Annotated in this window: 12 protein-coding genes; all 12 read right to left on the bottom strand. The window is 36.8% G+C overall.

The window, feature by feature from the left end:
- Positions 1-161: 161 nt before the first annotated feature.
- The 12 genes from ACZ1GV_RS12360 to asnB all read right to left on the bottom strand — a co-directional run bounded on the left by ACZ1GV_RS12360 (position 162) and on the right by asnB (position 13,927).
- On the bottom strand, positions 162-554 hold the full coding sequence (locus ACZ1GV_RS12360) for an FAD synthase family protein (protein WP_472674424.1): 393 nt from the start codon (positions 552-554) through the stop codon (positions 162-164).
- Positions 547-1,593, bottom strand: a complete 1,047-nt coding sequence (locus ACZ1GV_RS12355) for a hypothetical protein (protein ID WP_472674423.1) — start codon at positions 1,591-1,593, stop codon at positions 547-549. Before ACZ1GV_RS12355 ends, ACZ1GV_RS12360 begins: the two co-directional genes overlap by 8 nt.
- A 123-nt stretch (positions 1,594-1,716) precedes the next feature.
- Positions 1,717-3,402, bottom strand: a complete 1,686-nt coding sequence (locus tag ACZ1GV_RS12350; protein ID WP_472674422.1) for an asparagine synthase-related protein — start codon at positions 3,400-3,402, stop codon at positions 1,717-1,719.
- Between the two features lies 1 nt (position 3,403).
- Entirely contained in the window at positions 3,404-4,345 is a 942-nt protein-coding gene (locus tag ACZ1GV_RS12345) for a glycosyltransferase family 2 protein (RefSeq protein WP_472674421.1), read from the bottom strand.
- On the bottom strand, positions 4,345-5,910 hold the full coding sequence (locus tag ACZ1GV_RS12340; RefSeq protein ID WP_472674420.1) for an oligosaccharide flippase family protein: 1,566 nt from the start codon (positions 5,908-5,910) through the stop codon (positions 4,345-4,347). The genes ACZ1GV_RS12345 and ACZ1GV_RS12340 overlap by 1 nt, the downstream gene beginning before the upstream one ends.
- Positions 5,907-6,248, bottom strand: coding sequence for a hypothetical protein (locus ACZ1GV_RS12335; RefSeq protein WP_472674419.1), 342 nt, complete (start codon positions 6,246-6,248; stop codon positions 5,907-5,909). The genes ACZ1GV_RS12340 and ACZ1GV_RS12335 overlap by 4 nt, the downstream gene beginning before the upstream one ends.
- Positions 6,245-7,825 (bottom strand): GMC oxidoreductase, encoded by a 1,581-nt coding sequence (locus ACZ1GV_RS12330; protein ID WP_472674418.1) that lies wholly within the window; start codon positions 7,823-7,825, stop codon positions 6,245-6,247. The genes ACZ1GV_RS12335 and ACZ1GV_RS12330 overlap by 4 nt, the downstream gene beginning before the upstream one ends.
- Entirely contained in the window at positions 7,815-9,116 is a 1,302-nt protein-coding gene (locus ACZ1GV_RS12325) for an O-antigen ligase family protein (protein WP_472674417.1), read from the bottom strand. The genes ACZ1GV_RS12330 and ACZ1GV_RS12325 overlap by 11 nt, the downstream gene beginning before the upstream one ends.
- An 8-nt stretch (positions 9,117-9,124) precedes the next feature.
- Entirely contained in the window at positions 9,125-9,514 is a 390-nt protein-coding gene (locus ACZ1GV_RS12320; protein WP_472674416.1) for a hypothetical protein, read from the bottom strand.
- Positions 9,515-9,533: 19 nt separating this feature from the next.
- On the bottom strand, positions 9,534-10,868 hold the full coding sequence (locus ACZ1GV_RS12315; protein WP_472674415.1) for an alkaline phosphatase family protein: 1,335 nt from the start codon (positions 10,866-10,868) through the stop codon (positions 9,534-9,536).
- A 4-nt stretch (positions 10,869-10,872) separates the two neighbouring features.
- Positions 10,873-12,021 carry a glycosyltransferase family 4 protein gene (locus ACZ1GV_RS12310; protein WP_472674414.1) on the bottom strand — a complete coding sequence of 383 codons (1,149 nt, stop codon included), beginning with the start codon at positions 12,019-12,021 and terminating at the stop codon, positions 10,873-10,875.
- Positions 12,022-12,025: 4 nt separating this feature from the next.
- Positions 12,026-13,927, bottom strand: coding sequence for an asparagine synthase (glutamine-hydrolyzing) (asnB, locus tag ACZ1GV_RS12305; protein WP_472674413.1), 1,902 nt, complete (start codon positions 13,925-13,927; stop codon positions 12,026-12,028).
- Positions 13,928-13,929: the final 2 nt, after the last annotated feature.

The raw sequence follows: 13,929 nt of genomic DNA, 5'->3' as shown, positions 1-13,929 counted from the left end.
AAATAATAGGCACTATCGGCAATTGATATTAAGTCTATTTCTTAATTTGTACTAAAAAGTCGTGATTTTTAAGATAACTACTAAAAAATGAAGTGTTTATTTTATTAGGTTTTGCTTTGGAAAGCTCTACACAATGAACTAAGCACAAACAAAAGTCATACCTATAATTCTTTTATTATTTCAATTAACTCAGTCGTTGAAATAGAAGGTGTCCGCTTTAAATATACCACATCACATACAGAGTTAAGGTAATCAAATTTACCAGCCCAATCGTCACCAATGACAAACAGATCGATATTATACTTTAAGATATATTCTTTCTTTGCTTCTAAAGATTCTTCGACAAATGTAAATGACACGCTTTTGAGGCTCGAAATAATTTCTATTCTTTGGTCTTCAGTATATATAGGATATCTATTCTTTTTTGAGAAGTTGAGTTCATCACTTGAAACTCCCACATATAACTCATCGCCAAGTTCTTTTGCTCTGTTAAGCATTCTTAAATGCCCGATATGAAATACATCGAATGTTCCACACGTCAATATTCTAGTCATTCTCTATTATTTCCTTTACCGCATTATAAAAGGCCAGTCCTGCATAGCCTCTGTTGAACAAATATGTCTCTATAAAAATCTGGCTACGTTCTAGGTTGTAATTATTAAAAATCTGTTTTTCAACATCTTTTTCCCATTGTATTGTAGGGATGGCAAGTTTAACATCTTTTAATATACTCGAAGCAGCAGATGCGTGATATACATTGTCATACCCATCAAAGTAGACCTTCTTTTTAAGCGCAATTGACTCAAAGAGTATTGAACTTATATCACTAATGACTCCTTCTGCGTTAAAACATATGTCAAGGGTTGACAGCTTATTGGATGGTTTATTGATAGGTAAATTACAATTGCTAAAGTAATTAATCCCATTACACAATTCTGGTTTTAACAAATTTGGATGAGGACTAATGATAATATTATAATTTTTTAAGGTACTTAATCGTTCGATAATTAGTCTTATATCAGAAATTAAGTCTGCATTATTATTCCAACTAGGAGCATATACAATATAAGGTAAATGTTGGAGCAAGGAAAATGCTCTATACACGTCGTTACATGAAGTATTTGGAGGCGTATCTAAAATTGGTAAACCGATTTTTTTTACTTTAACGCCTTTTTCTAATTGTAATTTATAAATAGGCTTACAAGGCGAAAAGCAATAGTCAAATTTATCAAGTGCATCACCTCCTTGATAGCCTAACTTTGGCCCAATACCATGTCCAAAAAAGATAGTTTTTGTTCTAACCCACCATGGTGGAAAAACAAATTCTGTTGATATAAATAAATCATAATGCTTATATATTGGTAGGTCGTCAAGACAATCATATACCGTATTATTTTTATCACTACTAAACGGTCCAACGATAAAAAGGTTGCTATAACTTAACTTATTGAAGCGCTCAATAACCGGTTGCAGATGTACAGAATGATGTATAGATGGGGCGTAAAATATTATATTACTTCTTTTACTCATTACTCTAGAAACGATAGACAGAAAAATATGTAAATAATATTTTTTTCCTTTCCAGTTGATCATAATGTTCCTTTATATAAATAGTATTAAAGCAATACATTCAAGCGAATATTAAACTGTGTCGTTAAAAGAATACTTTTAAACTTACAATCTCCATCTGAAATCCAGCAGTATATCCACTTAACGCTATCTTATGTGATCTGTCTGTAGTAAGTCTATTAATGCCTTATTATACCTCACCAAATATTTATTATTTTGCAAACCTACAAAGTGTAAAAAGGCTTTTAAACAAAGTTTTGTTTTATTTACATTTTTTGATGATGGATAGCGAAGAATTTTTAGAATAGCCAAAGACTCTTGTAAGTTGAATACATTATTCTTTTTATTCATTTCCCACTGATCAACAAACTCACTCTCATATTCTACTGGGCAGGGCACGTGGCCTGGGTAAGTTTGCCAAGGGGTTTGTCTTGTAAACTCTGGGAAATAGTCAAACCACTTCATATAAGCATTGTGATAAGTAAGTTGTTCCATTGGAATTTTAAAAACACTGGTTATGAATTCGCTATCAAAAAACGGTAAGGCCATTTCAATTTTATTTGAATGAATTGTCTCAAAGTGAGTCTGTAACGTTCTTGCTTGCCCATTTACTAGTAAGAAGTAAAACAACGCTTTGGCTCTTTCATTAGGAAAATGTTTAAAGGTTGAACAGATGTTGTCAATTAATTCTGCGGAATGCTCAACCGTTAAAGGGCCAGCAAAGTAATTGGCTAGTAAGACTTTATTGTTGCTAGTTAAAAAAACTTCAACTGCTTTTTTAATACTGTCATTGAAAGCATTTATAGTACCTGTATTAAGAAAAACACCACCTATTGGCGTACCACCATCTCCTGACCAAACGTATTGGCCCTTATGTTTATTCTCTACTTTTTTTATATTCTTAGCTATTAAACGTGACCAACCATGAAAATCCTCTTGAGGTACAATTATTGGTTTTAAGTCTATGCCTGCTTTTTCAGCATATAGTTTTGAATATTCTGTGTCTTGACAGTAAGCCGTTTGAAAATTGAATGAAGTTAGTGTTTTACCTTGCATGATGAGAGAACTTGTCACCGCGCGTGAATCTAAACCTCCACTTAAAAAGGAATAAGCGTGTTCTTTATCAAATGTTCTAAGCTGAACAGACTCTTGAAAAGTATCAAACAGGTGTTGATAAAAATCGTCGTCCACACTTTCTGTGTTAATTATTGACCAATCCCAATACTCAACACTGTTAATTGTATTGTTAATTTCAAGTAAGTGGCTAGCCTTAAGGCGTTTGATTTCGTTAAAAGCCGTTTTGTCATCTAAAGAATAACCAAGAGTTAAGTATTCTTTTATACCATCGGCGCAAAGGGTTAACTCATCGAAAAAGAGATGTTTAAGGACTGAAAAATTAGAACTAAAGTAGAGGCGTCCTAAACGGGTCATATAAAAAATGGGGCGAACACCCACTTTATCAGTAAATAAAAACGTTTTATTTTGTTTAATATCATGGAACACACCCGCAAACGTGCCACGCGCATTTGTTAGCAAATCTGGCACAGAATCTTTGTGTTGGGCAAGATACGAGAAGTCTGATTGGGTATCTGCATTAGGATGATTAAAAATTGGCTGGCCCGCTAAAGCGCTGACAAAGTCATCGCAATTATTCTCGAATTGTTTTTCAAAAACCCCAATATCATATTGGTATATAACAAAATTCGAATAGACTGCTTCTTCTGTAAAAGAGTGTAATTCTAACGACGCTAAAGATGACTGCCTTAAATGCTCAGATGAGGAAGTGCTGATAGTATTATCATCGAGTGAGATCATTCCTACAAATATGGTCATATTATCTCCTTTTAATAATGGCTCTAATCAATGACTTTAACGCATCAACTTTATGTTGACTAATTAAGTGTCGATGATTTTTTATCGCTGATAACACGCTATTAATTGAACGAACACTTGAGTGATAAAGCAGGTCATGAAAAAGTGTATGTTCTTTCTGTTTTAAAAGAAATTGTAATCTAGGTGCCAAACCCTCTTTTTCTATTAATGATTGAGTCACGACGAGCTGTTTCGATAAATTATCGTACTTTTGTTTAGGATGACTAGTATTGTCATCGTGATGATAAACGATAGACAAAGGCTTGTTAATCGCAATAAATCGATGTTGTAGAGACAGGCGAAACCAAAGGTCAAAATCTTCTGATGAACTAAACGCCTCATTAAACATTTGTTCGTCGATTAACACTTCACGGCTGATAGCAGTAGAGCACATTGGAATTAGACTACCTTCTACTAAGTATTCAGCTAAACATTCATCAAATATGATGTAATCGTCTTCTTGTTTCCAAAACGTACCTCTACCTAACATCCTTTCTAAAAAGTTATTATATCGAGCCCATGACTTATCCGTTGTTTTAATCTGACTATCCGCGAAGAAACAGCTATTATTTGGGTAACGTTCCGTTGCTTTATGAAATTCTTCTAAATGATCTGAACTAAAGGCGTCATCAGCATCGAGAAAACAAACGAATTGTCCTTGTGCGGCTTTAATACCTAAGTTTCTTGCGTGGCTTCGGCCTCGGTTTCTAGAAATAATTTGCTGCCAGTTTAAATCTGGAATTTGTTTACAGTACTCGTTAATAATTTGCTCAGAGTTATCTGTAGAACCGTCATTAACTAAGATTAACTCAAAATTAGAAAAAGTCTGTTGGGCAACGCTTTTTATCGCTTTTTTGATGACAGACTCACCGTTAAAAACTGGAATAACAATTGAAAACTTCATTATACAGTGCCTCTTTTTTCAACAGTCTTCTTGAAAACGATGGCTAAAATACGTGGAGGAATTTTAGCTGATAAGTTATTAACTAGAATTTCTTTGACGGTATCTGACAAAAAGTAACGGCAAACGATCAGGATGTAAACAGCTGAGAGACCTGCACAGATGGTTATTAATCCAATATAACTTTCCATAGCAGACGACAAATCTATAAAAGTAAACAAGAGATAAAATGCACCACCCATTAACCAGTGTTTAATTATGACTCGCCAATATTGTGTAATATTAAGGTCGATGAGTTTACATGCGTAATTTACTTGTAAAATTAACCTAAAAAAGACCGCCGGAATTAATGTTCCAAGTGCTACACCGATGATTCCGTAATTTTGTACTAGAGCGATACTTATCGTTAAGTTAATTGCTCCCTCTATGAGGTTCCAATAGGCCAGTCTTTTGTGTTTTGTTAAAGCATAAAATAATGGAACACAGGCCCGTGTTGATGAGTTGATTAATAGTATTAAGCAAAAAATGGCCAGTATTGTAAAGCTTTCGCTGTATTCACTTCCCATCCAAAGGATAATAAACGACTTACCGGCTAACAGCATGAATAGGGTGAAATAAGTAGCAACGAGGGCACAAATTTCAGTAAAAACTAAAAACCGCTTTCGGAGAACTTCGGGCCCATCATTAATGCTCGTGGTAAATACTGTGACTAACCCACCTAGCAAACTATTTATGAACTGGCCAGCATAGTTAAATAGACTGAAAGCAATTGCATATGTTGTGACACTCGCTAGCCCAATATATTTTGCAATCACGATATCATCGACTTTGAACTTTAGCAGGTTGCTGGTTTCACCAATAAACGTATATTTCCCAAATTTAAATAGATCTTTAGCGAGTGTTTTATCGATATATCGAGTGCCATAAGATGCTTCGGGATAGATTTTAATTGCACAAATAGTAATAAAGAAGAAAGCCAATAACTCGGAGATTAACGTGATTAATGCAAGTGATATTATCCCGTAATCATTGAGTAAATACCCAATCATTAGAGCGGTTCTTAGAATGTTTTTACCGATTTCTATATAAGATGCAATATCAAACCTAAGTTTTGCACTTAACATCCCATTAAACACCATGAGTGGCAATGTAAGTACGGTCTTTGCTCCCATAATGACGACCAACATCTGCATCGTTGGAACAACATTAGATTCAGATACTAAAAAAGGAGAAATGTGCCAAAAAGCAAATGTGAGCAGAACAGCAATAACACTTAGTATTGATAGCAGATAAAAGGCGGTATTGATAACGGCATTAAGTCTCACGGTCTCTTTAAGGTGCCTGGCAAGGTAGCGCTGAGTTGCAGAAAGCAGCCCAAAATCTACCACCATGTAATAACCCATTAAGGAACCAATTAAAACCCATAGGCCGTAAGTCTTATCGCCAAGGTGCTCAACCATAAATGGCATCATGAAGAAGCTAATCACAATAGTGATTAGCAGCGTTAGCGTTCTTAAAATGCCACCGGATAACAACCGGCTAAATGTAGTTGCCTTGGTATTCGTCATGTGAGTTGAGAGTCTACTAAAATAGCTATTGACGCAGCCTCTGAGAAGCTTAGCATCAATCCGTTGACCTCAATATAGTGGCCATTTCTAAATTCGATCGAAGTTAACTTCTTAAATGAATCGGCATCATCAAAATACTTGGCAGGTATACTTTCTATATATTGCTGCGGAGTGCTATTAAAAGTTAAATCCCATTCATTTCTTATAGTTGCGAATTCTTTGGGAACCGGGGAACTTAATGAATTGACAGATTTGAAACTGAACAGGCTAGGCACAGAAGCCGCAATTGCTAGGATTCCATTTTGGTGAATAAATTTACGACGAGAGAGATTTATCATAATTTAGCTTCCTTTAAATGAGATGCTAAGCGAATTGAAAGCGCAGTGATAGTTAACGTTGGAGGTATATGGCTTCCAGTTGGAAATACACTTGAACCCGCTATGAATAAATTACTGGTTCCAAATACTTTTTGGTTAGAGTCAACAACACCATCTGCTTCGTTATCGCTCATTCGCGTAGTCCCCATGTGATGATGGCCAAACCCCATTTGATTTCCAAATAACCGAGATGTTCGTTCCTTTAATAGCCTAAGTCTGCCTAATGAAAGCGCTCCTAAGTCTTGACCAAATAATGATAAGGACTTCCAGATAAAGTCTTTATCTATTTGTTTCATTTCCCATTCGATTGATAACTTTGGAATTCCAAATTCATCTTTTCGCTTCGATAATTTTACTCTATTACTTCTATGCGGGGTCTGCTCAATCATCATTGGTATTTGATAACCAACATTTGTATTTGAGGATTCAAATAATGAAGTATCAAATTCCTTTCGCGAAATAGCTTCTAAAACCATATCCGCATCTGAGATGAAATTTGAAATATGAGTACCAAAGGCGTCAGGTAACTCTCCATTAGCTATAGCTTCTTTCAATATATGAAACGACGATATACCGTCAGACATTTGGTATTCATTTGCAGGGGAAAAAGGCATTCTTAAGTTAATGGTTTCATTTTCCCTGAGGCTTTGTTCATTTAGTTGGCAAAACGCAACGATGAATCGATTTTTATCCATCATGCCCATTTTATTGAATTTGTCATGATCGCTAAATACTTGAGCTGCATTCATTGTAGGGTGATCCATAAAATATCGACCTACATTGTCATATTTGTTTCCCAATTTGTTACCATTCTTTTCATTGAAGTGAAGCAACATTCGAGCGTTTTCAAGACCTCCAAAGCACATAATAAATAATTCAGCACTAATTTTATGTTCTATCCCATTATATGAAGTAAATGTAGTAGATATAACTCTATTAGTATTGTTGTCAAACTCTATGTCTTTGATACTTGCATAGGTATAAACGCTTACATTTTTACTATCAATTAAAGCTTGGCCATGACTATCAAAAAATCTTGTTGGTGGTACAGATGCCTTTGCTATTGCAAGTTCAGTATGCTGAGCTCCATGAAAGAGCTTGTGTTTATTTAGTTTAGGAAGCCAATAGTCAGGTTCGTAACTATCGATTCCTGTTTGGCAATATGTTGCAGCTTTTATATAAAAAGGTTTTAAGTCATCAAATGTAATTGGCCAACCGCTATTGGGCACCCAACTTCTTTTTTCAAAGTCAATGGGGGAGAAAGGAGACGTATTGTTTGCCCAGTGATTACTTGCGCCGCCTAAGAAACGCAATCTGGAATTTGTGGGATCTGGATAGTTTTTAGGTACAGTGTGCGCATCATAATATTTTTGAATACTCTGTTCATATTGTCTTCCGCCAGCTTCAAGCAATACGACGTCATCAAAATGCTCTTTAAGTTCGTTTGCTAACGTAATGCCTGCGACTCCACCTCCTAAAATGCAAATATTTGTTTTTAGATTAATAGGCTTTTTAAGCTCTCTTGCATTAATTAACATCTTTAGGTTCCATTCTTGAATTGCCCATTAATTTGTCGACGATTGGGATAATTGCGATTAACCAAACTGCAATTTCATAAATTTTGTTGTTGGAAAATAACCCAGCAAATAAATAGCATAAAAAGGCTAAGCAAAGACCTGTTTGTATCACTATTAGATCAGAGTCTGCATTGTGTTTTGTATGCATTTTTAATCTGAACAGGTGTTTTGCAATAGTTATCACGATCATTATATAGATGCCTAAACCTACAATGCCATGGTCAGTTAGCACCCCCATAATGAAGTTATGAGATGCTCGGCGAGAAACAGCTTGTTGGCCATTTTTAACAGTGGTCATATACTCTTGTGGAATAAAATATGGGCTTAAAATTAACGTTGTTCTGTGTCCTTGCCCTAAAATAGGATTTTCTTTCCACATTTCATACTGTGCTTTTATTACGACGATACGAGTACCAGCACTTTTGTCTTTTATTTGTCCGTCAGCGTCGGCTTCTACACCTTTAAATCTCTCTAGAATTTGAGGGCCTATTAAAATAGAAAAGGCGACAGCTCCTAATCCAGCGAGCATTATAAAGTGCTTTTTATAACCCCGAGGTATAAAATATAGAGCAACCAAACCTGTCAAAATTAATGCAACGACTGCTCCTCGACTTTGAGTAAGCATAATAGTATTTAGTATGAAAATTATTGCTAAGACTAACGCTATTTTCCACTTACCAATTCTTATAAACAGCAAATATGAAGCAAAGACTAATAATATTGACAGATGCTGCCCCAAGCCATTTGATGATTCAATACTAGGTCCACCGATTCCTTCTAATCGACCTCCTGGGTATGACGAACCCAAATAGGCGAAGTACAATGCACCACATACATTTGCTACAATAAAACCAATAACTTCTTGCTTAGTTTTAATACAGCCTTGAATTAGAAAGATGAGAATTAAATATTTTACGGCCAATTGGACGTAAATAGAATGTAAAGCTCCGTTTAATACCCATATATATTGTATAAATAAGAAAAGTACAAATATCGAATATAGTTTAGTCTCTTTAAATTCGAACCAGTTACTGTTTTCATCTTTCTTATGCATAGCTAAAGCTAATAGCGTCACTAATGCAGCTAGTAGAGACCAGCGCAAATCAGGCAGGCTTGCTCCCCACCACCTAGCCATTGGGTGTGCATAGAAGGCAATTAGATAGGCGTAAAGCCCCCAAATAGGCTTAGAAGTGAAGGCTTTAAGTAAACAACCAAAATACGCACCTAAAAAAGCGATTACAGTTAATGACATATTGAGGCTTACTTAGTTACCCAGACTCTATCTATTTTCATAAAGCCTTTTTCAACAGATCTAGCATGAAACTCTACAGTAAGGTCTTCATCAAATGCGACAGTAAGCAAATTAAACATTTCTCTATCCATTTTGTTTGTATCAATATTCAAAGACATGGCTTTGCTGTTACTGGTTTTGTATCCAAATTCATTGGCACTTTTTAAGTCAAATTGTTTTTTCAAGAAAATCAAAGCTAGCCCTTTTTCATTTAGATAGATTTTGTCTACTTTTCCTTTGTACTTACAGTAAGGCGTGGATGTTTCGCTTGTTTTGCAAAGTGAAACTGGCTGCACCTCTAGCCATTGGTAGACTATAAAACTAGAAACAATTAAAACTATAGTTATAAAGTATTTCACAAGGTAACTCCTTAAATTATTAGTTCACTAATCTCAAAACTTGCGGATAAACGCTTTCAAGTGGAATTATATTCGAGTCACTTTGGTTTATATCAGAATCCGTGATCCAGAAAATCCCATGAGGGTGATGGATACCTGTCTTTTGATCATCCATTTTGTAGAATAAATCATAAAAGGAGAATGTTTGTTCTGTTAATACGCTCTTAAATATCGCTTCTTGTTCTACTTCTGTTGAACAGCGATTTTTAATATGGAGGGTGTTCTCATCAATGGTCATTGAGAATATTTTGTTCGAACCTTCATAGAAGTAGCTTGAGTTTAACATTTCAAATTGAGATAAATGCTCAAATGCTGCCTCAACGTCCTCCTTGTTATTAAATCGAATATGAAATTGCTCGGCCATAACTGGAATATATTTGGGATTACCTGGAATCGCTAATGTAGTTTTTAGTTTATTAAAGTCATTGATATGATAAAAACACTTAACGTTTTTAGTATATGGTTGCTGACTCAATGCCGTACATAAAGCGATTTCAGTATTTTCATCAGCAAGCTTGAGTATATCACCTAATATTTTATCGTGGTTTTTATAAGAGAAAAGCATAGGATTATCAGCCATTGTTTTAACTGAGTTTTCACCAAACTCGTTAGGAAAAGACTCTTTCCAAAGAGTGTGCTGAATATGGGCTGTGCTATTAGAGAAGATTGTCGCAAACGCTGGTTTCTCTTTTTTGTAAAGGTGTCTAAATACATCAAGTTGAATCCAGTCAAGTAAACCAGCACGGCGCCACTTTTTCTTAGAGTCTAGTTTTTCGATAATTAACTGCTTTGCGATTTTGAGGCATGTTTTAAATGACAAACCATTTTGAATCATGAATGACAAAAATTGAGGTGCAGAGACTTTGCTTTTCGCTGGATTACCTTGTACATAAGCTTTTATAAACTCAGCGTAATTTTTTAAGTTATCAGAAGGCTCAGTTAAGGTATCCCAAGGGTCCGGTAAGTAAGTACCTTTAAACGACTCTGTAATATAACCATTCATACTGCCGAATATAAGACTAGATTCGCCTTTTTCAGACAACGTATCCCAAATATAGTGGCCCTTGCACTTGTCTGCTTCATTTAAACGGTAAACTTTGTGTTCTTCAGGTGTCATACCAGTATGAACCGTAACCCATTGAATCCAAGGGTTTAGGGCTTCACCTTCTTGTGCAGCATCAGTAACAAAGCATTGTGATTTTTCGGCGAGCCTTTTGAAATTAGGTAAATGACCTTCAGCCATAAACTTATCAACTAGGTGAGGAACGAGTTCGTTAAACTCGACTAAAATTACGTTTTTATTATTGTTCATCATGGTATTAGTCCCTAGCGTTTTTGTTTATCAGCGCTTGCCCAATAGCCACCACACGCTTTGAATTCTCATGCCATACAAACCCTTTGTCGATGACGCTTTGCTTTACGGCTTCGCGTTTGTGTTTGTAGTTTACGTAGTTTTCTATGGCTTCGTTAAGGCTGGCCTTAAAGGATTGCTGGTTGCCTTTTTCAAAAAATACGGCGGTGTTGTCGCTGAGTATTTCTTCTATGTTGGGTGTTCGTGGTGCAATAATCAGTGAGCCAACGGCCATGTATTCAAACATTTTTAATGGCGAGGCGTAGGCGGTCACGTCTGGCTGCAACGAGATATCAAACTGTTTTACAAAATCCAGTACCTTGTCGCGGGTCACTAAGCCTTTAAATTCAACTTTGTCGGCAATGCCTAAGTCGGCAGCTTGTTGTTTTAGCTCTGGCAAAATAGCACCATCACCAATGCACACTAGTTTTAACGGTAAGTGTTTATGCTCGGCAATGGCTTCAATGGCTTTGTCCATTCCATGCCAAGGATTGATAAAGCCGGTAAAGCCAATCACTATGTTGTCTTTTTCTAAATCAATAGGCGAGGCGAGCATTTCGTCAATAAATGGCTGACGTACGCCGTTATGTACTACGGTAATTTTGCTCTCAGCTACACCGGCATCGCGCAAATGATCCGCCAAAACGTCGGTTACTGGTAAACAATGATCAGCACCACGCCATGTATAGTTTTCTACTTTTTTTGCCAGCCACTTTAATGACAAACCACTGTAACGGCTGCGTTCTTCAACAAGCGGCGCATTAATTTCTAAAATAAGCGGTACTTTAAAAAGTTTGGATGCCCAAATGCCGGCTGGCTGATAAAGATTGTAACGTTCGTAAATAAACTCAGGCTTAAATTGTTTTATCGCCACGGCGAGTTTAATGAAAACCCATAAGCTATAAGTAAGTTCTAATAATTCATAGATAAAGGCGGGCAGTGCGGTTTTTAATTTACTTACAAATCCACCGTCGTGACCAAAGTCAGACTGTTCGTTTACTTGTGGCGCCACAAACTTGAGTTCATGACCTTGCTCTAAAAGTGCGTTGGTGAGTTCTTCTACGTGAACAAACTGACCGTCTTTTGAAGCAATGCGATGGTGGTATAAAATTTTCATTATTTTACGATTCTTTATTTATTAAGTTGGCTTTCAAAAATTCGGCAAATACTGTGAGAGACCAAAGTGTCATGCCAATGTTCTGCTTGCCTGAATAATGCGAGTCTATGAGTTGCTCAATACCGTCCATATTAAACCAATTGCTCGATTTTAAAACGTCTAATTGCATGCGCTTTTTGAGCTCGGACTTGGTCATCATTCTAAACCATTCATCCATGGGCGAGGTAAAGCTTTTTTTGCTTCGCCCTGTTACCCAGCTAGGTAATAAATGGCTAGCGATTTGACGCAGCAGTAGCTTGGCTTTTCGGCCTTTGATGTTTTGCTCGCTTGATTTTGGTAACCATTGTTCCACTAAACGATGATCTAAAAACGGCACTCGCGCTTCGATACTATTGGCCATTGTAGTGCGGTCAACTTTAGTAAGAATGTTGCCCGGCAAATAGGTCTTAAAATCAATGTATTGCGCTTTTTTGATAACGTCTTTATTCGTTACTTTACTCGCATATTTTTCGAAATGCGCTTTTGAGCTATAACCCTTTAATGACGCCGTGAATTCTGGCGTAAATATTTGTGCTAAAACTTCGGGAGGATTAATGCTCATGGCTTGATGGAAATTAGTCACAAAATCGTTATTTAAGGCTGCTAATGTTGATTGCGCTCTTAAAAATTGTGGTGCCCAAGGCATTGCCGGGTAAACATTAGCTAAAAATGCAAACACAGGTTTACCGATGGATTTTGGTAACAATTGTTTGATTTTGTTTTCTAGGCGCAATAATCGGTAATTACGGTAACCAAGAAAAAGCTCGTCGGCGCCGTCGCCACTGAGCATAACCGTTACTTGTTTTTTTGCTTGTTTGGTTAGCAAGTAAGTGGGAATGGCTGAATTGTCGGCAAAGGGTTCGTCGAACATGGCGATTAGTTCGGGCAAGTAATCAAAGGTGTTACACGATACGCTAATGCCAATATGATTTGTTTTTAAATAGGTTGCGACAGTTTCTGCTTGTGCTGACTCATCATATTCTCTTCGGTCAAAGCCCATGGAGTAGGTCGATACGTTTTGGTTTTTATTCATTTCACTGACGATAATCGACGAGTCGACGCCACCAGATAAAAACGCGCCCACAGGAACATCTGCAATGGTTCGCTTGTTAATGGCATCGCTTAACAGCATCTGGCCGTTGTTGAGCTCTTGCGCACTCGTGCTCGTTTCATTGGTATTGATGTTATTTAGACAGTCCCAATATTCCACTGGGTTTACGTTAATATTGTTAAGCTCGATGGTGACTTTATGACCCGCAGCCAGTTTGTTAATACCTTGATAAATAGTATAAGGCTCTGGTACATATCCCAACGAGAAGTAGTCATGCACAGCAGACAGTGAATATTGTTTTTCGATACCGGGATAAGCAAGTAAGGCTTTGAGTTCTGAGCCTAATAATACTGTGCCGTCGGGTAGCTGTGACCAATACAGTGGTTTAATACCAAGTCGGTCACGCGCAAAAAACACGCTATTACTCGTTTGGTCGTAAATCGCAAAGGAAAACATGCCGTTAAACTTGTCTATACAAGCTTCGCCCCATTCCAACCAGGCGTGCAATAGTACTTCGGTATCGCATTTTGAGTTAAACTCATGGCCGAGCTCTATCAACGATGCTCTAAGTTCATTGTGATTGTAAATTTCACCGTTGTAGACCAAAGCGACATCATTTTTAATTAAAGGTTGATGACCATTGTCGATATCGATAATTGATAAGCGGGTATGGCCGAATCCGACGGTTTTATGGTTATTAATAAAATATCCACGGTCATCGGGGCCACGATGATCTAACGTCGCCGTCATTTCCTTTAGCAACAAATCCGTGTTTTTTTCCAATAAAGGACTAATGATGGCAACAAATCCGCACATGG

This window comes from Psychrosphaera sp. HA2-10 (assembly GCF_055693745.1).
Note: the sequence above shows the minus strand (reverse complement) of the source record. Positions and strands in the feature narration are given on the sequence as shown.